Origin of the sequence: Sphingobium sp. BHU LFT2 (assembly GCF_018604485.1) — a bacterium.
Lineage (GTDB): Bacteria > Pseudomonadota > Alphaproteobacteria > Sphingomonadales > Sphingomonadaceae > Sphingobium > Sphingobium yanoikuyae_A.
The window spans coordinates 980,468-1,002,298 of record NZ_JAFCGW010000001.1 but is presented as its reverse complement, the minus strand read 5'-3'; the positions used below and the strand labels follow the sequence as shown (position 1 = coordinate 1,002,298).

Below are 21,831 nucleotides of genomic sequence, written 5' to 3'. Positions count from 1 at the left end.
TTACTCCCTGAATTTCTTGTCTGTTCTGCTTGTGGGCTGCGGACGCAGGGCATCGTCGCGCACGGCATTCAGGCCGTAGAGCGCGGCGGCCGCCTGGAGCAGCGACACGGAATAGGCTGGGTGCGGCGACGCGCGTCGGCCGCGAGTTTCCACGGGCATGCGATCCCCCTTTCCCGCACGACGCATCGGCGGAGGACGGGCGGATGGAGGCGCGCTGAGAAGCAGCGCGCTGCGTGGCGGGCGTCAGGCCCTAGATTTCAGATGGATGGCACATCGTTTCATTCCCCATTCTGTTGGGGGGAACACGAAGCTGGCGTCGTCGCCCGAGCATCGTGCGCTTTAGCTGTTGGTGACGCGGAGCAAGCTGCATCCCGATCAAAAGCCGCGGGTCCGATGCCGATGTCGTCATCCGGGCGGGGACCAGTCCGCTCCGTTTCAGGCAATCTCTACTTATAAGATAGAGTGTCTGGCTCAACCAAGTTTTGCTTGGCCGTGCCCAAATTGCGCTGTGCCGGTCCATCCGCCCGTTCGAGCATGGCGTCGCGTCGGGCGAGGGTGATGAGGCGCAGGCCCGATTCGGCGGCGCGATCGAGCGCGAGGCTGGTGGGGGCGGAGAGGGTGACGAGCAGCGGGCAGGCGGCGAGCGCGGCCTTTTCCACCAGTTCATAGGAGCAGCGCGAGGAGAGGAGGGCGAAGCCGCCATCCCAGCCAAGGCCGGCGCGGGCCATGGCGCCGATCAGCTTGTCGAGGGCGTTGTGGCGGCCGACATCCTCGCGCGCGAGGCGGAGCGTGCCGTCGGACGCGGCGAGGGCGGCGGCGTGGAGGGCGCCGGTGCGCTGATTGCCCGGCTGGCGCGCGTCGAGCGCATCGAGGGCACGGAACAGGGCATCGTCGCTGGCCTGGGTGACGGCGGTGACGCGTGGCAGCGGGCGCAGCGCCTGCTCCAGATTCTCTATGCCGCACAGGCCACAGGAGGATTCGGCGACGCGGTGGCGGACGCGCGCGAGGATGCGGTCATGGCGGTCGGCGATCAGGCGGATGCGCAGCAACAGGCCCTGGGGCGCTTCGTGAATGTCGATGTCGATGATGTCGGCGGCACTATCGATCAGCCGTTCGGACAAGGCGAAGCCGGTGGCGAGATCGTCGAGATCGGCCGGGGTCGCCATCAGCACGGCATAGCCGATGCCATTATATTCGAGCGCGACCGGACATTCGACCGCGACCGCGCGGGTGACGGACGCGCGGCCGCCGTCCGGGGTGATCCGGGTGAAGCGGACGGGCCGGTCGGCGTCGCTCATCGGGCGGCGCGCACCGTGACGGGAATCGACTTGTAGGCGGGGGTGCCGCTGGCCGGATCATAATCGTCGAGCGGGACGAGATTGTTCGCTTCGGGATAATAAGCCGCGAGCGATCCGCGCGCGATGGCGTGCATGACGATGGTGAAGCCGCGCAGTTCACGCCCGGCCGGCGTCGTCACATCGACCTTGTCGCCATGGGCCAGGCCCATCTCCGCCAGATCGATCTCGTTCGCGAAGATGATGTCGCGCCGGCCATGGATGCCGCGATAGCGATCATCATAGCTGTAGATGGTCGTATTATACTGGTCATGGCTGCGGATGGTGGTGAGCAGCAGCGGCAGCGCGCCCTCGTCCGGGGCGACCGGGTGGGTGATGAACTGCGCCTTGCCGCTGGGCGTGTTCCAGATCCGGTCGCAGGGGCCGATCGTCAGGCGGAAGCCGCCGGGCTCGCGCACCCGGATGTTGAAGTCGCGGAAATCGGGATAGACCGCCTCGATCCCGTCGCGGATGCGGTCATAATCGGCGACCATGCCGTCCCAGTCGGTGCGGCTGGCGGGCATGGCGGCCTTGGCCAGACCCGCAACGATCGCCGGTTCGGAGCGGACATGGGGCGAGGGGGGCTTCAATTTGCCGCGCGAGGCGTGGACCATCGACATGCTGTCCTCGACCGTCACCCATTGCGGGCCGGCGGCCTGCATATCCAGTTCGGTGCGGCCAAGGCAGGGCAGGATCAGTGTCTCGCGCGCGGTCAGCAGGCAGGTGCGGTTGAACTTGGTGAGGATGTTGATCGACAGGTCAAGCCGGCGCACGGCGGCGAAACAGGCGTTGGGATCGGGCATGGCGACGGCGAGATTGCCGCCGAGGGAAATCAGCGCTTTTGATTCGCCAGCGTGCATGGCGGCCAGCGCCTCGACCGCATTATGGCCATGCTTGCGCGGCGACTGGATGGAAAAGGCGGTGTCGAGCCGTTGCAGCATCGCCTCGGTCGGGAGTTCGGTGATGCCGACAGTGCGATCGCCCTGCACATTGCTATGGCCGCGCAACGGGCAGATGCCGGCGCCCGGCTTGCCGAAATTGCCGCGCAGCAGCAGCAGGTTGGCGAGCGCCTGCACATTCTGCGTGCCGTGGCGATGCTGGGTGATGCCCATGCCATAGCAGATGATGACCCGGTCGGCCCTGGCATAGACATGGGTCATGCTCTCGATCGCTTCGCGGGTGAGGCCGGACAGGCGCTCGATCCACGGCCATTGGGTGGCCTCGATATCGGCGCGCAGGGCGTCGAAGCCCTCGGTATGCTGGGCGATGAATTCGTGGTCTAGCGTGCCGGGCTGCTGCGCCTCGATCGCCAGCAGCGCCTTCATCATCCCCTTGAGCATCGCCATGTCGCCGCCGATCCGCACCTGATGATAGGCGGACGCGAGCGGGGTGGCGCCGGGCGAAAGCATTTCGGTGGGATGCTGGGGCGACTTGAAGCGTTCCAGCCCGCGTTCGCGCATCGGGTTGGCAACGATGATCGGCACGCCGCGCTTGGAGGCGGCGGCGAGCGTGCTCAGCATGCGGGGATGGTTGGTGCCCGGATTATGGCCGATGCAGAAGATCGCATCGGCATGGTCGAAATCCTCCAGCGTCACCGTGCCCTTGCCGATGCCGATCGATTTGGGGAGGCCGGTGCTGGTCGCCTCATGACACATGTTCGAGCAGTCGGGGAAATTGTTGGTGCCGAACTCACGGGCGAACAACTGATAGAGGAAGGCGGATTCGTTCGACGCGCGGCCCGAGCAGTAGAATTCGGCCTGGTCGGCATGGTCGAGCGCCTGCAAGGCGGCGCCGGCGCGGGCAAAGGCCTCGTCCCAGCTGATCGGCACGAAATGGTCGGTCGCGGCATCATAGCGCAGCGGTTCGGTCAGACGGCCGGCATCTTCGAGCTTGTGGTCGGTCCAGTCCCATAGCTCGCTGACGCTGTGGCGGGCGAAGAAATCGGGATCGACGCGCTTGACCGTCGCTTCCCAGGTGACCGCCTTGGCGCCATTCTCGCAGAACTCGAACGAAGAGGTGTGCTTGGGGTCGGGCCAGGCGCAGCCGGGACAGTCGAAGCCGTCGGGCTGGTTCATCTGGAGCAGGGCGCGGGTGTCGGGGCTGGCGCGCATCTGTTCGGCGACCGTCTTTGCGACTGCACGAAGCGCGCCCCAGCCACCGGCCGGGCCGTCATAGCTGGATACGCCTTCCACCGTGTCCGGGATCAGGTCTTCGGCGGATTTGTCCATGGTCGTCTGTCCCACATCATCGCGGTGCCCCGCGTCGGATATAGGAAAATTCGGCTGGAGAACCAAGGTCGGGCAGGCAGGATGGGTGGTGCCCGAAGGGGGCTGTCATCATCATCTGCAGCTATCGGGAAAGTGATGGTGCGGTCGAGAAGACTCGAACTTCCACGGCCTTTCGGCCACAACGACCTCAACGTTGCGCGTCTACCAATTCCGCCACGACCGCACATCAACAGGGAAACCGGCGGGGCCGGTGCCTTGGTAGGAGGCGGCCCTTAGCAAAGGCTTTTGGGTCATGCAACCAGTGATCGGCATCAACGTTATCTTTGTTTGGCAGAAAGTCGGTTGCGAAAGGGGGCTGGCCCCATGTCGTTGCATTTCTGGGTGGGATCGGGCGGCGCGCTGGTGGCCGCCGCCGTGATGGGGCTGGGCCTGGGCGCCTATGTCACCAGCCCGCAAAAGCCGGTGCGGCCTGCGCTGGAGGCGGAACTGGATAGCGGCGACATGGCGACGGCGCAGACTCTGCCGGAGGCCGAGCGCGGACCGGCATTCGTGACCTGCACCGGGTGCGGACCGACGCTGGAGGAACGGCGGATGAAAGCCGACATGGCGGGGCTGGATGCCGATGGCATGATCGGCGAATCGCGCGATACGGCGGTGCGCGACTATCTGGCGGAAGAGGAACAGCCGGTCGAATCGGCGGCGCTGGGCTATCCGCCGCTGCCGCAGCCGACGGTGCGGGTGGATCGCCTGCCGCCGCGGATCGAGCGATTCGCGGCGGGCGAGGCGGAACCGGGACCGGCGCTGAGGCCGGTCTCGGCGACGGCGGCGCCGCCCCCGCTGGTCCCCGCAGAACCGGCAGAGGCGGGCTTGCCGCAGTAATTATTCGGCAGCGACCGGGGTCGATGCGTCGCTCAGCGGATGGGCCAGGCGATTGACCATTTCCTTCGGGCAGACCTGCCAGATGTAGCGGCGCCAGCGATCCCAATCCTCCAGGATGGTGTTCGACCATTTGCTGTCGGTCGCGACCGCATGTTCAGCGATCAGCGCCTTGAGCTCGCCTTCCCAATGGGCACTGTCCAGACGCTGCCAGACGATGCTTTCCGGGTTGGCGCGGCTCGGGAAGCTGCCATCCTCGTCGAGGATGAAGGCCATGCCGCCGGTCATGCCCGCGCCGAAATTGGCGCCGGTCTTGCCCAGGATGACGGCAGTGCCGCCGGTCATATATTCGCAGCCATTGGCGCCGCAGCCTTCGACCACCACCTTCGCGCCCGAATTGCGGACCGCGAAGCGCTCGCCGGCCTGGCCCGCGGCGAACAGCTTGCCGCTGGTCGCGCCGTAGAGGACGGTGTTGCCAAGGATGGTGTTGTCCTTCGACGAGAGCGGCGAGGAGACGGTGGTGCGCACCTTGATGATGCCGCCCGAAAGCCCCTTGCCGACATAGTCGTTGGCGTCGCCGAACACTTCTAGGGTGATGCCCTTGCAGAGGAAGGCGCCGAGCGACTGGCCGGCCGAACCGCGCAGGCGCACGGTCAGATGGCCGTCGGCCAAGGTGGACATGCCGAACTTTTCGGTCACGGCGGAGGAGAGGCGGGTGCCGACGGCGCGGTGCGTGTTGCGCACCGTGTAGGTCAGCTGCATCTTCTCGCCGCGCTCGAACACGGCGCGGGCATCCTTCATCATCTGCGCGTCGAGGCTGTCGGGCACTTCATTGCGCCACTGGGGCAGGCTGAAGCGGCGATGCTCGTCGGGGGCGTCGACCTTGGCCAGGATCGGGTTGAGGTCGAGATCGTCGAGATGCTCGGCGCCGCGATTGACCTGCTTCAACAGTTCGGTGCGGCCGATCACTTCGTCCAGGCTGCGGAAGCCAAGGCGGGCCAGGATCTCGCGCACTTCCTCGGCGATGAAGGTCATCAGGTTGATGACCTTTTCCGGGGTGCCGGTGAACTTCTGGCGCAGCTTCTCATCCTGCACGCAGACGCCCACAGGGCAGGTGTTGCTGTGGCACTGGCGCACCATGATGCAGCCCATGGCGACCAGCGACAGCGTGCCGATGCCGAATTCCTCGGCGCCCAGGATCGCGGCGATGACGATGTCGCGCCCGGTCTTGAGGCCGCCATCGGTGCGCAGCTTCACGCGGTGGCGCAGGCCGTTGAGGGTCAGCACCTGATTGGCTTCCGACAGGCCCATTTCCCAGGGCGTGCCGGCATATTTGATCGAGGTCTGCGGGCTGGCGCCGGTGCCGCCGACATGGCCGGCGACCAGGATGACGTCGGCATGCGCCTTGGCAACGCCGGCCGCGACCGTGCCGATGCCGGCCTGGCTGACCAGCTTGACGCAGACGCGGGCGCGCGGGTTGATCATCTTGCAGTCATAGATGAGCTGCGCGAGATCCTCGATCGAGTAGATGTCATGGTGCGGCGGCGGCGAGATCAGCGTCACGCCGGGCGTCGAGTGACGCAGGCGGGCGATGAATTCGGTCACCTTGAAGCCGGGCAGCTGGCCGCCCTCGCCGGGCTTGGCGCCCTGTGCGACCTTGATCTCGATTTCCTCGGCCGATCCCAGATATTCGGCATGGACGCCGAAGCGGCCCGAGGCGATCTGCTTGATCACCGAATTGGCGTTGTCGCCATTTTCATAGGGCTTGAAGCGCGCGGCATCCTCGCCACCCTCGCCCGACACCGCCTTGGCGCCGATGCGGTTCATGGCGATCGCCAGCGTCTCATGCGCTTCGGGGCTGAGCGCACCCAGCGACATGCCCGGCGTCACGAAGCGCTTGCGGATCTCGGTGGTCGCTTCGACCTCGTCGATCGGCACCGCCTCGCGGGCGAAGTTGAACTCCATCAGGTCGCGCAGATAGACCGGCGGCAGGTCGCGCACGCCGCGCGAGAATTGCAGATAGGTCGAATAGCTGTCGGTGCCGACGGCGGTCTGCAGCAGGTGCATCAGCTGGGCGGAATAGGCATGGGCCTCGCCGCCGTTGCGCTGGCGATAGAAGCCGCCGATCGGCAGGCGGACGACCGCGCTGTCATAGGCCTTGTCGTGGCGCAGCATCGCCGAATAGTGGAGCGAGGCATAGCCTTCGCCCGAAATCTTCGCCGGCATGCCGGGGAAGAGATCGTTGACCAGGGCGCGCGACAGGCCGACCGCTTCGAAATTATAACCGCCGCGATAGGAGCTGACGACCGCGATGCCCATCTTGGACATGATCTTGAGCAGACCCTCGTTGATCGCGGTGCGCTGACGCTCGAAACACTGGTCGAGGGTCAGGTCGCCGAACAGGCCGCGGGCGTGGCGATCGGCGATGCTGGCTTCGGCCAGATAGGCGTTCACCGTGGTTGCGCCCACGCCGATCAGCACCGCGAAATAATGGGTGTCGAGCGCTTCGGCCGACCGCACGTTGATCGACGCATAGCTGCGCAGGCCCTTGCGGACGAGATGGGTGTGGACGGCCGCGGCCGCCAGCACGCCCTGGATCGCGACCCGGTCCTGCCCGGCGCGCTCGTCGGTCAGGAACAGTTCGCTGCGCCCTTCGCGCACCGCCTGCTCGGCCTCCTCACGGATGCGGGCGATCGCCGCGCGCAGCTGTTCCTGGCCGCCGGTCGAGGGGAAGGTGCAGTCGATTTCGGCCACGGCCGGGCCGAAATAGGCCTTGAGCCGCGCCCATTCGGCGCTGTTGAGCACCGGCGATTCCAGCACCAGCACATGGCTGTTCTGCGCATCTTCCTCCAGGATGTTGTGGAGGTTGGAGAAGCGCGTCTTGAGGCTCATCACATGCCGTTCGCGCAACGGGTCGATCGGCGGGTTGGTGACCTGGCTGAAATTCTGGCGGAAGAAATGGCTGATGGTGCGCGGCTTGTCGGAGATGACCGCCAGCGGCGTGTCGTCGCCCATCGAGCCGATCGCTTCCTTGGCATCCTCGACCATCGGCGCGAGGATCAGTTCCATATCCTCCAGCGTCATGTTGGCCGCGACCTGGCGCCGGGTCAGTTCCGCCTTGTCCCATGCCGGCAGGGCGCTGGGGACGTCGGGCAGGTCGGTGATGTCGAGGAAGTCCTTGATCAGGTCGCCATAGGGGCGCTCGCCCGCGATGCGATCCTTGATCGCGCGGTCGTCATAGACTTCGCCTTCCTGCAGATCGATCGCGATCATCTGGCCCGGACCCATGCGGCCCTTCTGGACGATGGTGGTTTCGGGCACGACGACCATGCCGGTTTCCGAACCCACGATCAGCAGATTGTCGCCGGTCAGCGTGTAGCGCAGCGGGCGCAACGCGTTGCGGTCGACGCCGGCCACGACCCAGCGGCCGTCGGTCATCGCGAGCGCGGCCGGGCCGTCCCACGGCTCCATCACGGAGGCGAGATATTCATACATGTCGGCATGCGCCTTGGGCAGTTCGGCGCTTTCCGCCTGCCATGCCTCGGGCACCAGCATCAGCTTGGCCGTGGGCGCGTCGCGGCCGGAGCGGCAGATCGCTTCGAACACGGCGTCCAGTGCGGCGGTATCCGACGCGCCGGCCGGGATCACCGGCTTGATGTCCTCCGACTGCTCGCCGAAGGCCAGCGAAGCCATCTTGATTTCGTGGCTCTTCATCCAGTTCTTGTTGCCGCGGATCGTGTTGATCTCGCCATTATGGGCGAGGGTGCGGAACGGCTGGGCCAGCCACCATTGCGGGAAGGTGTTGGTCGAATAGCGCTGGTGGAAGATGGCGACGCGGCTCTCGAACCGCTCATCCTGCAGGTCCGGATAGAAGACCGACAGCGATTCGGCGAGGAACAGGCCCTTGTAGATGATCGAGCGGCACGACAGCGAGCAGACGTAGAAATCGCTGATCTGCGCTTCGATCACCTTCTTCTCGATGCGGCGGCGGATCAAGTAGAGATCCTTCTCGAACTCGCCGACGTCGCGTTCCTCCGGCATCGGGCCGGCGATCATGATCTGCTCGATCTCGGGACGGGTGCGCTGCGCCTTCTCGCCGATGACGGAGACGTCGACCGGCACCTGGCGCCAGCCATAGATGGTGTAGCCCGCGTCGATGATTTCGGCCTCGACGATGGTGCGGCAGGTTTCCTGGGCGCTGAGGTCGGTGCGCGGGAGGAAGATCATGCCGACGGCGAGGCGGTTGGGCAGCGGCTTGTGGCCCGAATCGGCGATCGCATCGTCGAAGAAGCGGACCGGCAGGTCGACATGGATGCCCGCGCCATCGCCGGTCTTGCCATCGGCGTCGACCGCGCCGCGGTGCCACACGGCTTTGAGCGCATCGATCGCGGAGGAGACGACGCGGCGGCTGGGCCGGCCGTCGGTCGCGGCGACCAGGCCGACGCCGCAGGCATCGCCCTCCATCTCGGGATGATACATGCCCTCGGCAGCGATGCGTGCGCGCTCTTCGGGGCTGGCCATGAAATTGGTGTCGGTCATGATGACTTACCCTTGCATCTGGCCGTCCCTTTCTTGGGGCACGGCCGCCTTCATTCTGTTGGTGCCGGCGTGCCGGCGTCGATCGTCAGTTTGCCTTTTGCGTGTCCGCCCCGAGCAATGCGGTGAGGCGGTCGCGTTCGGCCTTGGTCAGGTCTTTATAGGTGCGCGGCTTGGGCAGCTTGGCGAGTTCGGCCTGGGAGGATTGCATGATCTCCGGCATGGCCTTCATCATGTCGGGCATGATCTTCTGCATGCGGCCGATATAATGGGGGTCGGTTGCCAGCTGCATGAAGCCCTCGCCGAACTTGGCGCCGGTCGGCGTCTTCAGGAAGGCGGCGATCTGATCCAACTCGGTGGCATTGTAGCGATAGGCAAATGCCTCCGCCATGCCGGCGCGCATGTCCGGTTCGTAACGGCCCATGAAGCGGCCCATGGCCGGCATCATGGTGTTGACGATCACGTCCATCCGCTTGCGGAAATTGGGATCGAGGATCGCCATCATTTCCTCCATCGTGCCTTCGCTCAGACCTTCGGCCCGTTCGGGGTCGATGCCGCCGACTTTCAGGAACTCGCGGATGGGCATCTTGGTCATGCTGTCCATCATCGGGCCCATCATCTTCTGCATCATCGGGCCCATCATCTTTTCCATCGTGCCGTCGGGCAGGATGAGGGCCGCGATCGGCTGCGCCTTGGCGAGCAGAGCCGGATCGACCGGCTGCTCGGCGGCTACAGGCGCCGCTGGCGTCTGCGCCTGCACGGCGACCGGGGCCGCCAGCAGAAACAGGGACAGGAAGGCGAGGCGCATCAGGCGGCAACCTTCTCGCTGGCGGCGGCGACGGCCTTGGCCTTGAGATATTTGTGCATATGGTCGGTCACGTCGCGGCCATCGCGGATGGCCCAGACCACCAGCGATGCGCCGCGCACGATGTCGCCGGCGGCGAAGACGCCGTCCATGCTGGTCATCATCGTCTTGTGATCGACGCGCAGCGTGCCCCAGCGGGTGACCGACAGGTCGTCGGCGCCGAACAGGCGGGGCAGGTCTTCGGGATCATAGCCCAGCGCCTTGATGACCAGATCGGCTTCCAGCGTATGTTCGCTGCCCGGATCGGGCTCGGGCGCGCGGCGGCCCGATGCGTCGGGCGAACCCAAGCGCATCTTGGTGACCTTGACGCCGGTGACATGCTCCGTGCCCTCGAAGGCGATCGGCGCGGTCAGCCAGACGAACTCGACGCCTTCCTCCTCGGCATTGGCGACTTCGCGCTGCGAGCCGGGCATATTGTCGCGGTCGCGGCGATAGAGGCACTTCACCGACTTGGCGCCCTGGCGGATGGCGGTGCGGACGCAGTCCATCGCGGTGTCGCCGCCGCCGATCACGACGACATTCTTGCCGGTGGCAAGCAGGGTGCCATCTTCATGGCCGGGCACGGCATCGCCGAAGCCCGCCTTGTTGGAGGCGGTGAGATAGTCGAGCGCCTTGACCACGCCCGGTGCGCCGACGCCCGGCGCCTTGATGTCGCGGGCCTTGTAGACGCCGGTGGCGATCAGGATCGCGTCATGCTTGGCGCGCAGCTGTTCCATGCTGGCGTCGCGGCCGACCTCGAACCCTTCGTGGAAGATGATGCCGCCGTCCTTGAGGCGCTGGACGCGGCGCATGACGACATCCTTTTCCAGCTTGAAGCCGGGGATGCCATAGGTCAGCAGGCCGCCGGCACGGTCGTGCCGGTCATAGACATGCACTTCATAGCCCGCGCCGCGCAGATATTCGGCGGTGGTGAGGCCGGCGGGGCCGGCACCGATGACGCCGACCGACTGGCCGCGCGCGGCGCCGGGGACGAGCGGTTCGACCCAGCCTTCCTTCCAGGCGGTGTCGGTGATGAACTTTTCCACCGAGCCGATGGTGACCGATCCGTGGCCGGAAAATTCGATCACGCAATTGCCTTCGCACAGACGGTCCTGCGGGCAGATACGGCCGCAGATTTCCGGCATGGTGCTGGTCAGGTTCGACAGTTCATAGGCTTCGCGCAGGCGCCCTTCGGCGGTCAGGCGCAGCCAGTCGGGGATATGATTGTGCAGCGGGCAATGGGTCGAGCAATAGGGCACGCCGCATTGCGAGCAGCGCGACGCCTGTTCCTCGGCCTTGTCCAGAATGAAGGACTTGCTGATTTCCAGAAAGTCCTCGGCGCGCGCATCAGCGCCGCGCTTTTCCGGATAGGCCTGTTCCTTGCCCACGAACTTCAGCATCGGATTTTCAGCCATGGCATTTCCCTGCAACGATTGTTTGCAGTGCGCATAGCAGGAAAACCCGCGGAGTCACGCGGATTCTAACATTTAGGACAGTTAAGTTGACCTATTATCTGGCGGTTTGGGAAAAGACTGTCGCGGCGCTGTAATTATCTTTCAAATATTAGGTCCGTATCGGCCTTATCTCAGGCTGAGCCAGACCAGCGCGCCGATGCCGGCAATGATTCGATACCAGGCAAAGGGTGCGAAGCCATGGCGCGACACCAGGCCGACGAACCATTTGATCACCAGCAGCGCGACGATGAAGGAGACGATGAAGCCGAGCGCGATGCTGTCCCAGCCGACCTGGGCGCTGGTGAGCTGGTCGCCCTTCTTGAGCAGTTCTAGCGTCGAGGCGCCGAGCATGGTCGGGATGGCGAGGAAGAAGCTGAATTCGGCGGCGGTGCGGCGTTCGACGCCCAGGGTCAGCGCGCCCATGATGGTCGCGCCCGAGCGGCTGACGCCCGGCACCATGGCAAGGCACTGGATGAAGCCGATGCCGATGACGCGGACCAGCGGAATGTCGGCGATGCCGTGAAAGCGCTGTTCCCTGATCAGGCGTTCGATCACCAGGATGGCGACGCCGCCGACCACCAGCGCGACGGCGACGACGCGGGGCGAGCCGAGCAGCGTGTCGATATAGTCGTGTAGGGCAAGGCCGATGACGACGGCGGGGATGAAGGCGACCAGTAGGTTGCGCACGAAGCGGATGCTGACCGGATCGAGGCGGAGCAGGCCCATGGCCACTGCCCAGAAGGTGCGCCAGTAGAGGACGACGACGGCGAGGATCGCGCCGAGCTGGATCATGACGTTGAACATCGCCCAGACCGACGCATCATAGCCGAGCAGCTCGCTCGCCAGGATGAGGTGGCCGGTCGAGGACACGGGGAGAAATTCGGTCAATCCCTCCACGATGCCGAGCAGGATGACCGTCAGATAATGCATGTCCATGGGGATGTCGGATCCTCAAGCAGGGGGCGCATAAGCCAAGCCCTCCCCCCGCGAAGGGAGAGGGCCGGGCAATGCCTATATGTCAGGGATGCACCATGCCGCAGTGCAGCGAAAAGGCAAAGCGGCATGGCCACGGCCGGTCGTGGCCGATCATCGGCCCGTCGAGCCGATGGCGGGAATGGATCAGGCCTTCACGCGGCCGGCGAAGCGGCCATGCTTGCGATAGGGGACCATCCAGCGTTCGGCGACGGCGGCCATCGGCGTGGGGGCGACGCCCAGCGCCTCAAGGCCCGGCGCGCCGGGCGCGGCGACATTGTCCTGGCCCAGCATGGCGAGCTGGTCGCGGGTGATCGGGCCGCCGGGCAGCATCGCCAGCAGCGAGGCGAAGGCGCCGGGGACTTCGACCAGCGGCTTGTCGCCCCGGCCGATCGCCTTGGCGACCCAGGCATTGATTTCCTTCATGCTCATGACCTGCGGGCCGGCGAGTTCGAAGGTCTTGCCGCCAAAGAGGCCGGGCTGCTGCGCCGCGTTGGCGATCGCCTCGGCAACGTCGCCGACATAGACGGGCTGGAACTTCGTGGCGGCGCCGATCACCGGCACGACCGGGCCGCTGCTGGCGACGCCGGCGAAGCGGTTGAGGAACTGGTCCTCCTGGCCGAAGATGATCGACGGGCGCACGATGGTTGCGGTCGGGAAGGCAGCCAGCACGGCGGCTTCGCCCGCAGCCTTGGACCGGCCATAGGCCGAGGGGCTGTTGGCGTCGGCGCCGATCGCCGAGACATGGACTAGCGCGGTGACGCCGGCGGCGGCCGCCGCCTTGGCGACATTGGCGGCGCCCTCATGCTGGACGGCGTCGAAATCGCCGCTCAATATGCCGACCAGGTTGATGACGATGTCGCTGCCGTGCAGGGCGCGGGCGACGGTGTCGGGCTTGCGGATATTGGCCGCGACGAACTGGGTCTGGCCCAGATTGCCGAGCGCCTTCACCTTGACCGAATTGGCGAGGTCGCGCTGGGCGATGCGGACGCGCGCGCCGCGTGCCATCAGCGCCTGGGCGACCTGGCGCCCGAGAAAGCCGCCGCCGCCGAAGATGGTTACCAGATTGTCCTTCATCACGCGCGTCCCATGCTGTTCGAAAAGGGGAAAGTTCGTGCCGTTTCCCTTGCAACTTCCGCCGCCCGCTGACAACCGCCCGCCGGCGGCGGTGTTCCGATTTCTGGAGCGTTTTCTAATCGGGTGATATCACCCGATGACTCGGAAAACGCGACCAGCCAATCAGCCGATCCAGCCCTGCAGTCCGGCGATCATCCACAGGCCCAGCAGCAGGAAGAGCAGGGCCGCACCGATCTGCAGCGCGCGCATCGGCACGCGCTTCGCCAGTGCTTCGCCGAACAGCACGGCCGGGACATTGGCCAGCATCATGCCGCAGGTGGTGCCGGCGGTGACGGCGAGCAGATTGTCGAACTGGGCGCCCAGCGCCACGGTCGCGACCTGGGTCTTGTCGCCCATCTCGACCAGGAAGAAGGCGACGAGCGTGGTTACGAACACGCCGGCCTTCGACGGGGCCTTGAGCGGCGCATCCTCATCGATCTTGTCGGGCACCAGCGTCCAGAGCGCCATGGCGATGAAGCTGCCCGCCACGGCATAGCGGAACCATGGCTGGGTGAGCACCCCGGCGATCGAATGGCCGACCAGCGCGGCGAGGAAATGATTGGCGATGGTCGCGACGAAGATGCCCAGGATGATCGGCACCGGCTTGCGAAAGCGGGTGGCGAGCAGCATGGCCAGCAACTGCGTCTTGTCGCCCATTTCGGCGAGCGCGACGAGGGCGGTGGAGGTGAGGAAGGCTTCCATGAAGAACGTCCGGGCCGGGCTCTGACAAAAGACACAATGCCACCGCCTTCCCCGCCCGGCCGGACTGGGAAGCCGATGCCATTGGTCTCGCCCGATGCGGCTGATACCGCATCCCATATGCCATGGCCTCTCGGCCAAATATGTTGACATATGGCCCGTCCCGTCAGCGGAACGGCTGGCTACTCCCCAGATGACGCGCTAGCCTGTAGTCGGACAGGCCGCGAAAGGCAAGCCGATGGCGACGGGCGAGAACAAGACCACGGAGACGATGGCGGATGTCGCCGCCTATCTCGACACGGTCGAACCGGCCGAACGACAGGCGGATGGTCGGATGGTCGCGGCGTTGATGGCGCGGCTGTCGGGCGAGCCGCCACGGCTATGGGGACCGAGCATCATCGGCTTTGGCCGCTATCATTATCGCTATGACAGCGGGCGCGAGGGCGACATGTGCCGGATCGGCTTTTCGCCGCGCAAGGCGGAACTGGTCTTCTATCTCGCCGGTCTCTACGACGCCGATTTCATGGCATTGGGCAAGCATCGGCGCGGCAAGGGCTGCCTCTATGTCAAGCGGCTGGCCGATATCGACATGGGCGCGCTGGAGGCGCTGATCGTGCAGAGCCTGGCGCATATGGACGGGCTGTATCCGCGCTAGGAAAAGCGCTCAGGGCGTGCTGCTGCTCTGCTGCATCCGCCGTTCGGCGAACCATTGTTGCAGCATCTGGGCGGTGCAGCCGGTGAAGCCGTTGCTGCCGATGGCGGAGCAGCTGTTGGGCAGGATCTGGCGCTGGGTCTGTTCCATCGTCGCGACCTGGCTGCCCCAGCCGGGGCCACCCACTTCTTCGGGCTTTTCGCGCAGCTTCTTGGGGATGCGATAGCGTTCGGATTCGGGCTTGCGGGCGCAGACCACGATTTCCTCGCCCTCGCCCGTCGGGCAGGGATCATCGCCATAGACAATGAGGTTGAAGATCTTTTGCGGCGGATCATCCTGGGCGACGGCCGGCGCGGTGGGCAGGGCCAGCGCGGCCAGGCCGGCGATCAGCAGGGGGCGGGGGAGACGCATCATCAATTCCTTCATTCGCCCCGGTTGCACCCCGTTCGTCCCGCGCTGCACTGGCGCGGGATCGATATGAACAGACGCCGCAGGACGCCCCATGCCGTCACGGCCGGGGCGGGACTTCCTGTTCCTGCGCCTTCTTGGCATCGGCGTCGGCCTTTTCCTCGGCCAGAACGCGCTTTTCGATCGCCTCGCTGTCGGCGTCGATGGTCGACAGGCGCCTGGCGCGCTCGGCTTCGACCAGATCCTTCCAGCTGGCATTGTCGGCCTGCTGCCGTTCCGCCTTGGCCAGGCGCGACAGCTTGGCGAAGCAACCGGTGGCGCCGCCGCCGCCGACCGGCGAGCAGCTTTCGGTGCCGTCGCGACCGACATATTCCATCGACTTCACCCGCTCGCCCCAGGCCTGGTTGCTGGGCTTGTTGGGATCGCCGCGCAGCGGCTCGGGAATGCGGTAGCGTTCCTCCTCGCCCTTGCGCGCGCACACGACGATGCCATCTCCCTGGCTCTGGGGACAGGCATCATCGCCATAGACGATGACCAGATTGACCTTTTCGGAGCCGGTGCTGGTGGCGGCCGTGGGGGCGCTGTCCTGCTGCGCGAGCGCGGGGGCGGCGGTGCCCAGCATCAGGCCGGCCGCCAGAGCGATCAACGGGGTCTTCATCATCGGTCCGTCCCTTGTTCAGATGCGCTTCGAGAGCGCGATGGCGGCGCGGCAACCCAGGCGGATCGCGCCGGACAGCAGCGGATAGGCCGGGGCCTGTTCCGCGCCATGGGCGATGGCGGCGTCGCGATGCTCGACCTCCTCCGCCTGGAAATCCTTGATCAGGGCAGAGAGTTCCGGATCATCCTCGCCCAGTTGCTGCAACTGTTCTTCATAATGAAGGTCGATCTCGGTCTCGATCGCGGCGGTGCAGGCCATGGCGGCCTTCGGCCCCATCGCGGCGGTCACGGCGCCCAGCGCGAAGCCGGCGACATTCCAGATCGGATGGATCGCGGTCGGCCGTACGCCGCGTTTGGCGATCAGCGCGTCGAAAGCGGCGCGATGGCGTTCCTCCTGCGCGGCCATGCCGGCGATCAGCCGGCCATAGGGATGGCGATCGCCCATCACCGCAAGCTGCCCGGCATAGATGCGCACCGCGCCGAATTCGCCCGCCTGGTCGACGCGCACCATGGAGGCGCGATCGACCTTGTTCGTGCGACGGCCCGGCCGGGGGAAATCCTTGGTGGCGCTCATGCCTTCCTCGCTTTCAGCAGCAGGGCCAAGATGGCGAGCGCGGCCGCACCCGACAAGAGGCCGTTATAGCCTGCCAGCGAAATGCCGAAGAGGCTCCAGGGCGCAACATCGCAACGGGTGATCGGCGTTGCCATGATCTGGCTCAAAATATCGGTGCTGCTGCCGCCGGTCGGCGTGGTCGAGCAAGCGGTCAGCCCTTCCCACCAGCCATATTCGACCCCGGCATGGAACAGGCCGATGGCGCCGCTGATGCCGATGGCGATGCCGGCGAAACCGGCAAACAGCCCGCTCATGCAGGCGCGGCCGCGCAGCGCATAGGCGACCAGCGCCAGCGGGATCGCCGCCATATGGGGATAACGCTGCCACCAGCACATTTCGCACGGATGCAGGCCGCCCAGATATTGGGAGGCATAGGCCGTGCCCAGCGCGATCACGGGCACGAGCAGGGCAAGCAGGCGGGCGCGGCCCAAGGCGGGGGACAAGCTGTTCATATCGCCCGCTTAAACCCTTGTCCGCCTTTCGTCATGCTGAACTTGCCCGTCCGGTCATCCGAACGGGCACGACTCATTTCGCGCCGGGCTTGCGCGCAGCGGCCTGCTGCGCCTGGGCGATGGTGGCGCCGGGCGTGCCGGCGAGGCGGGAAATGGTCTTGAGCGCATAATCGAGCTGGAAGTCCTCGATCCCCTTCTTCTTCAGCTCCTCGGCGGTCTGGGCGAAGCGCGGATCTTCCTTGCTGTCCTCTTCCAGCGCGGCGTCGTCGGTCTTGATCTCGTTGATCAGGTGGCGGCGCAGGTCGCTTTCGCGGAACTTGGGGCGATCCTTGTAATCCGGGTCGCTGAGCTGCGGCACCTTGATGTCCGGCTGGATGCCGCCTTCCTGCACGCTGCGGCCCGACGGGGTGAAGTAGCGCGCGGTGGTGAGCTTGAGCGCGGTGGTGTTCGACAGCGGCAGCATGGTCTGGACCGAGCCCTTGCCGAAGCTGCGTTCGCCCATGATGAGCGCGCGATGCTGGTCCTGCAGCGCGCCGGCGACGATTTCGGAGGCCGAGGCGGAGCCCGCATCGACCAGCACGATCACCGGCAGGCCCTTCGCGTCATCGCCGGGCTTGGCATAATAGCGTTCGACATCGCCCTTGTTGCGGCCGCGCTGCGACACGATCTCGCCGCGCTCCAGGAAGACGTCGCTGGTCGACACCGCTTCGTCCAGCAGGCCGCCGGGGTTGGAGCGCAGGTCGAGGATATAGCCGGTCGGCTTGTGGCCCAGGCTCTTGTCGATGCTGCGGATCGCCGAGCGGACATCGGCGCCGGTATTGGCCGAGAAGCTGACGATGTTGATGACGCCGATATTATTCTTCACTTCCCACTTCACCGGCTTGATCTCGATGATCTCGCGGGTGAGGGTGAGGTCGATCGGCTTGTCGCGACCGGTGCGCACGATGGTCAGCTTGATGCTGGTGCCCGGTGCGCCGCGCATCTTGTCCACCGCCTCGTCCAGCGTGCCGCCATAGATGAGCTGGCCGTCGATGTGGGTGATATAGTCGCCCGCCTTGATCCCGGCGCGCCAGGCCGGCGTGTCCTGGGTGGGCGCAATCACCTTGACCGCGCCATCCTCCTGCGTGACCGACAGGCCCAGGCCGCCATAGCTGCCCTCGGTCTGGGTGCGCAGATTCTGGAAATCGCGCGCGTCGAGGAAGCTGCTGTGCGGATCGAGGCTGGCGAGCATGCCGTCGATCGCGCCCTTGATCAGCTTCTCGTCGTCGACCTTCTCGACATAATCGCTGCGGACCTTCTGGAAGACGTCCATGAATTCGTCGAGCGCCTTGTAGCTCGATGCCTCGCCATCGGCGAGCGCCGCGGTGGTGGCGGGGATGAGCGCAAGCGCGCCGAGCGCGACCGCGCCCTGCAGGAAGGTGGATTTCATGGCTGTCCTTGGAGTCCGCATCAAGGGATCGATATACGTCGATTCGCTATCCAACGCAAAAGCGCGCTTCGACCAATGTTGCCTGGCGTCGATGAGCGTGGGGTTAATGGGGCCGGTCGGATTGCCAGGCGATGCCCAATCGCGTGGCATTTTCGTGCAGCCGCCGGTCGCGTGCCCATAGCCGCGAGCCGGTAGTCAGGCGTGCCGATGCAAGCAGATGGGCATCGACATAACTGATACCGCGCCCAAATAGATATTCAGCCTCGATCAGTAGTTGCACTTCATCATTACTGGCTTCCGTCGCTTTAGGCAGGTCACGCAGTAATGCGAGAAAATCGTGCCGATCAGGCAGACTTCCCAAGGCCAATTCGCCGATCACAAAGGGGTGGCAAAGGACAGCCTCGGCATTGAGAAGATCGGTCAACATCGGATTGCCGCTGCGCAGATGATCGATCCAGACGGAGCTGTCGACAAGGATCATTCAGGATCCGATCGGCGGCGTGGTGCCGGTTCCATATCGGGCGCGCTGCCACCCAACAATGCGAGGCGTCGCGCCGCTTCGCGCTGGACCAGAGCGGTCAGCGCTTCCCGGACCAAGGCGGATTTTTCCTTGATGCCGGTATATTCTTCCGCCTTGGAGACAAGGTCGTCATCAAGGGCCAGTGTCGTGCGCATATATCATGCTCCTTAGGCACGATATTTATCATCATATGATGATGATTTCAATGCTTCAGCCCAGCCCCACCAGCGGCACGATATCCACCGGGCGGCCGTTGCGGCGCAGTTCGATCGTCACTGTCGGGCGGCCCTGGGCGGCGGTGAGGCCGACCGGGTCGCCCTGGCGCACACTCTCGCCGACCTGGGCGGTGACGCGGTGCAGGCCGGTGATGAGCGTGGTCCAGCCCTGGCCATGGTCGATGATCAGGATCTGGCCATAGCCGCGATAGGGGCCGGCAAAGGCGATGCGGCCGGCGGTCGGCGCGACTGCCTGGGCGCCGGCCTGGGTTACCAGGGTCAGGCCGCGCGAACGCACACCGCCGTCATTCACCTCACCCATGCCGGTGACGAGCTGGCCGACGACCGGCAGGCGATAGGGCGGCGGGCCGCTGTCCAGCGTCTCGCGGTCGGGCGCGGGCGCACCGGCCTGGTCGGGGCGGGCGGGGCGCAGCACCGGACCGGACAGTTGCGCCAGGCGATCGCGCAGGTCGCTTGCCACCTCCAACTGGTCCATCAGGTCGACAATGTCACGCGCCTTCTCGCCCAGCGCCAGCGCGCGTTCGCTCTCCAGCCCGGCATTGGCGCGATAGTCGCGGGCGGCGACGCGCTTTTGCGTTTCGAGCTGGCGCAGGGCGGCTTGGCGATCGGTGAGGTCGCGGCGGCTCTTTGTCAGGGCGTCGGCGGCCTGCTGCGCGGTGGCGCGGATCGCGCGGCTGCGGTCCAGTTCGGCGCGCAGGCCCGCTGTGCGCTGCTCGATCACCGGCAGCACCTGTCCCAGCACCGCGCGCATATGGACGGCGTCGCTGATCGATCCGGGCTGGACGAGGGCAAGGGCGAGCGGACGGCGGCTCATCATCTGCAGCGCGGCGGTCAGGCGCACCACCGGTTCCTGCCGGGCGGCGAGACGCGCGGCCTGGGCGCGCTGCATGCGGGCGATGATGGCGATGCGGGCCTGGGCGGCCTGCACATCGGCCTCGGCCTGCTGGATGCGGGCGGCCATGGCAGCGGCGCGGCGGCCGGCCTGTTCGGCCTCGTCACGGGCCATGCCGGCCTGCCGCTCCAGCCGGACCGAACGGTCGGCGGCCTCCACCGACTGGCGGCGGGCGTCGCGCAGCGCCTTTTGTTCCTGTGCCAGCGTGGTGCCGGCGGTGCCAGGCAGGATGATCGCGGCATCGTCCGCGGCAGGCAGGCGCGTGGCGACAAGGGCCACGATGCCCGCCAGTGCGATGCCCGTGATGCTGTTGCTGATGATGCTGCGCTTCAACCGCTTGTCCCGCCCGATAGGGCTTTGACTAGGCGCAAGCCGCGGGCATGTCGAGCCTCAGCCTTCGCGGTGATAGGGGTGGTTGGCGAGGATCGAGCAGGCGCGCCACAGCTGTTCGGCGAGCATGGCGCGGGCGATCATGTGCGGCCAGGTCATGGCGCCAAAGGCGATCAGCAGGTCGGCATTGGTCCGTTCGGCATCGTCGAAGCCGTCGGCCGCGCCGATCAGGAAGCGGATCTCGCGCGTGCCGGTGTCGCGCCAGCCCTCGATCCGCCGGGCAAAGTCCATCGAGGAGAGCTGCTTGCCCTTTTCGTCGAGCATCACCGTCACCGTGCCGGGACCGACGGGCGGCAGCTTGCCGCCCCGGTCGGGCATTTCGGTGATCTTGTGCGGCATGGTCAGCCGCTTGACATAGCGGTCGACCAGATCGGCTTCGGGCGAGCGCCCGATCTTGCCGCGCGCGATGATGTGGAGGAGCATGGCTCCCCCTAGCCTGTCATCGCGCCCATGTCGAAGGGTGCGACGGCAAGGATCAGGCGTTACCCGCGACCGGCGCGTCGACGAAGCCCCACATCCGTTCCAGATTGTAGAAGCTGCGCACTTCCGGCTTGAACAGATGGACGATCACGTCGCCGGCATCGATCAGCACCCAGTCGGCGACCGGCAGGCCTTCGACCCGCGCGGAGCGGCCGGTGGCCTTCTTGATCCGTTCGGCCAGATGCTGGGCGATCGCCGCGACCTGACGCGACGAACGGCCGCTCGCGATCACCATATGATCGGCGATGCTGCTCTTGCCTTCGAGGGGGATGGAGATGGTTTCCTGCGCCTGGTCGTCGTCGAGCGACTGCATGACAAGGGCGTGCAGGGCGGCCACGCTATCGGCGGCAGGCGCCGTATCGTTGGCAGGGGCGAGGTTGGTCAATTAAACTCCAATCTAGACGATCATCCGGCGCGTGAGCGGATCGCGCACACACGTTGCTTCATATTCGCGATGCCAGAGGGGGTCCGCCTGCCGTAGCAGGGTTGCCGATCTTGGATCAGGGCGAAAGCGCAATAGCACGAGCGCCGGTGGTCTCCAATTCGTCCAGTCTGCACTCTGGCGCGCGGACCGGACGAAGCGCCGCAGCCAGCTCATGGCCGTAGAGCCACGGGCAGCGTCATCATAGCCCGGACGGGCGATGACGGCAATGGGCATCTGTCGCGCTATGCCGCGCCAGTCGCGCCATTGGCCAAATTGCGCCAGATTGTCGGCGCCCATCAGCCAGACGAAGCGGTTGCGGGGGTAGCGCTGGCGGAGCGCGCGCAGCGTGTCGACGGTGTAGCGGGTGCCCAATTGGCGCTCGATCGCACTGGCGCGAATCGGCGCGCGGCGGGCGATTTTCTGCGCATGGGCGAGACGGACAGGCAGCGGCGCCATGCCCCTGGCGGGCTTCAACGGATTGCCGGGCGACACCAGCCACCAGATTTCGTCGAGACCCAGAGCGTCCCTGGCGAACAGCGAAATGGCGCGATGCCCGCCATGCGCCGGATTGAAGGAGCCGCCAAGCAGGCCGATCTTTTTCATGGGGCAAGCCATGCCA

The 21,831-nt window shown here is 66.1% G+C and carries 22 protein-coding genes, 1 tRNA gene and 1 riboswitch; of the genes, 2 read left to right on the top strand and 21 right to left on the bottom strand.

Translation table 11 applies throughout. The features are described 5' to 3' along the window. From JQK15_RS05020 to JQK15_RS05005, 4 genes are all read right to left on the bottom strand, one after another. Positions 1–159, bottom strand: a complete 159-nt coding sequence (locus tag JQK15_RS05020) for a hypothetical protein (RefSeq protein WP_172438738.1) — start codon at positions 157–159, stop codon at positions 1–3. 287 nt (positions 160–446) lie between these two features. Next, on the bottom strand, positions 447–1,298 hold the full coding sequence (gene fdhD, locus JQK15_RS05015) for a formate dehydrogenase accessory sulfurtransferase FdhD (protein WP_214863818.1): 852 nt from the start codon (positions 1,296–1,298) through the stop codon (positions 447–449). Next, a complete protein-coding gene (locus tag JQK15_RS05010) occupies positions 1,295–3,562 on the bottom strand; it encodes an FdhF/YdeP family oxidoreductase (protein ID WP_214863816.1) in 2,268 nt (755 codons plus the stop codon). The genes fdhD and JQK15_RS05010 overlap by 4 nt, the downstream gene beginning before the upstream one ends. A gap of 136 nt (positions 3,563–3,698) precedes the next feature. Next, positions 3,699–3,785: transfer RNA gene (locus tag JQK15_RS05005), tRNA-Leu, on the bottom strand. Positions 3,786–3,925: 140 nt separating this feature from the next. Between JQK15_RS05005 and JQK15_RS05000 the strand changes: the two genes are divergently transcribed. After that, positions 3,926–4,441, top strand: coding sequence for a hypothetical protein (locus JQK15_RS05000; RefSeq protein ID WP_214863814.1), 516 nt, complete (start codon positions 3,926–3,928; stop codon positions 4,439–4,441). On the opposite strand, the gene gltB is transcribed toward JQK15_RS05000, so the two are convergent. From gltB to JQK15_RS04970, 6 genes are all read right to left on the bottom strand, one after another. After that, positions 4,442–8,977: a glutamate synthase large subunit gene (gene gltB, locus JQK15_RS04995; protein WP_004209810.1), complete on the bottom strand. Its 4,536-nt coding sequence runs from the start codon at positions 8,975–8,977 to the stop codon at positions 4,442–4,444. A gap of 85 nt (positions 8,978–9,062) precedes the next feature. Beyond that, positions 9,063–9,782, bottom strand: a complete 720-nt coding sequence (locus JQK15_RS04990) for a DUF2059 domain-containing protein (RefSeq protein WP_214863812.1) — start codon at positions 9,780–9,782, stop codon at positions 9,063–9,065. Then, positions 9,782–11,233 carry an NAD(P)-dependent oxidoreductase gene (locus JQK15_RS04985; RefSeq protein WP_214863810.1) on the bottom strand — a complete coding sequence of 484 codons (1,452 nt, stop codon included), beginning with the start codon at positions 11,231–11,233 and terminating at the stop codon, positions 9,782–9,784. The genes JQK15_RS04990 and JQK15_RS04985 overlap by 1 nt, the downstream gene beginning before the upstream one ends. A gap of 165 nt (positions 11,234–11,398) precedes the next feature. Then, on the bottom strand, positions 11,399–12,208 hold the full coding sequence (locus tag JQK15_RS04980) for an undecaprenyl-diphosphate phosphatase (protein ID WP_004209815.1): 810 nt from the start codon (positions 12,206–12,208) through the stop codon (positions 11,399–11,401). Between the two features lie 183 nt (positions 12,209–12,391). Beyond that, entirely contained in the window at positions 12,392–13,321 is a 930-nt protein-coding gene (locus tag JQK15_RS04975) for a complex I NDUFA9 subunit family protein (RefSeq protein ID WP_214863808.1), read from the bottom strand. A 162-nt stretch (positions 13,322–13,483) separates the two neighbouring features. After that, entirely contained in the window at positions 13,484–14,062 is a 579-nt protein-coding gene (locus tag JQK15_RS04970; protein ID WP_037507236.1) for a TMEM165/GDT1 family protein, read from the bottom strand. Between the two features lie 93 nt (positions 14,063–14,155). Further along, a riboswitch (yybP-ykoY riboswitch) is annotated at positions 14,156–14,263 on the bottom strand. Between the two features lie 34 nt (positions 14,264–14,297). Between JQK15_RS04970 and JQK15_RS04965 the strand changes: the two genes are divergently transcribed. Continuing rightward, on the top strand, positions 14,298–14,714 hold the full coding sequence (locus tag JQK15_RS04965) for a DUF1801 domain-containing protein (protein ID WP_214863806.1): 417 nt from the start codon (positions 14,298–14,300) through the stop codon (positions 14,712–14,714). Positions 14,715–14,723: 9 nt separating this feature from the next. Here the strand turns inward: JQK15_RS04965 and JQK15_RS04960 are convergent, their stop codons facing one another. From JQK15_RS04960 to JQK15_RS04910, 11 genes are all read right to left on the bottom strand, one after another. Further along, complete coding sequence (locus tag JQK15_RS04960) at positions 14,724–15,122, bottom strand: hypothetical protein (RefSeq protein WP_214864000.1); 399 nt, start codon at positions 15,120–15,122, stop codon at positions 14,724–14,726. 97 nt (positions 15,123–15,219) lie between these two features. Then, positions 15,220–15,780, bottom strand: coding sequence for a hypothetical protein (locus JQK15_RS04955; protein WP_010336965.1), 561 nt, complete (start codon positions 15,778–15,780; stop codon positions 15,220–15,222). A 15-nt stretch (positions 15,781–15,795) separates the two neighbouring features. Further along, positions 15,796–16,350 carry a demethoxyubiquinone hydroxylase family protein gene (locus JQK15_RS04950; RefSeq protein WP_010336966.1) on the bottom strand — a complete coding sequence of 185 codons (555 nt, stop codon included), beginning with the start codon at positions 16,348–16,350 and terminating at the stop codon, positions 15,796–15,798. After that, positions 16,347–16,841, bottom strand: a complete 495-nt coding sequence (locus tag JQK15_RS04945) for a disulfide bond formation protein B (RefSeq protein WP_161730448.1) — start codon at positions 16,839–16,841, stop codon at positions 16,347–16,349. Before JQK15_RS04945 ends, JQK15_RS04950 begins: the two co-directional genes overlap by 4 nt. A 73-nt stretch (positions 16,842–16,914) precedes the next feature. Next, positions 16,915–18,270, bottom strand: a complete 1,356-nt coding sequence (locus tag JQK15_RS04940; protein WP_004209836.1) for a S41 family peptidase — start codon at positions 18,268–18,270, stop codon at positions 16,915–16,917. A gap of 103 nt (positions 18,271–18,373) precedes the next feature. After that, positions 18,374–18,751: a type II toxin-antitoxin system VapC family toxin gene (locus tag JQK15_RS04935; RefSeq protein WP_214863804.1), complete on the bottom strand. Its 378-nt coding sequence runs from the start codon at positions 18,749–18,751 to the stop codon at positions 18,374–18,376. Next, a complete protein-coding gene (locus JQK15_RS04930) occupies positions 18,748–18,945 on the bottom strand; it encodes a type II toxin-antitoxin system VapB family antitoxin (protein WP_214863801.1) in 198 nt (65 codons plus the stop codon). Before JQK15_RS04930 ends, JQK15_RS04935 begins: the two co-directional genes overlap by 4 nt. 55 nt (positions 18,946–19,000) lie before the next feature. Beyond that, entirely contained in the window at positions 19,001–20,251 is a 1,251-nt protein-coding gene (locus JQK15_RS04925) for a murein hydrolase activator EnvC family protein (protein ID WP_214863799.1), read from the bottom strand. Positions 20,252–20,308: 57 nt separating this feature from the next. Then, complete coding sequence (locus tag JQK15_RS04920; RefSeq protein WP_004209840.1) at positions 20,309–20,731, bottom strand: 23S rRNA (pseudouridine(1915)-N(3))-methyltransferase RlmH; 423 nt, start codon at positions 20,729–20,731, stop codon at positions 20,309–20,311. 52 nt (positions 20,732–20,783) lie between these two features. After that, a complete protein-coding gene (gene rsfS, locus JQK15_RS04915) occupies positions 20,784–21,173 on the bottom strand; it encodes a ribosome silencing factor (RefSeq protein ID WP_004209841.1) in 390 nt (129 codons plus the stop codon). A 12-nt stretch (positions 21,174–21,185) separates the two neighbouring features. Further along, on the bottom strand, positions 21,186–21,815 hold the full coding sequence (locus tag JQK15_RS04910) for a nicotinate-nucleotide adenylyltransferase (protein WP_214863797.1): 630 nt from the start codon (positions 21,813–21,815) through the stop codon (positions 21,186–21,188). Positions 21,816–21,831 lie beyond the last annotated feature (16 nt).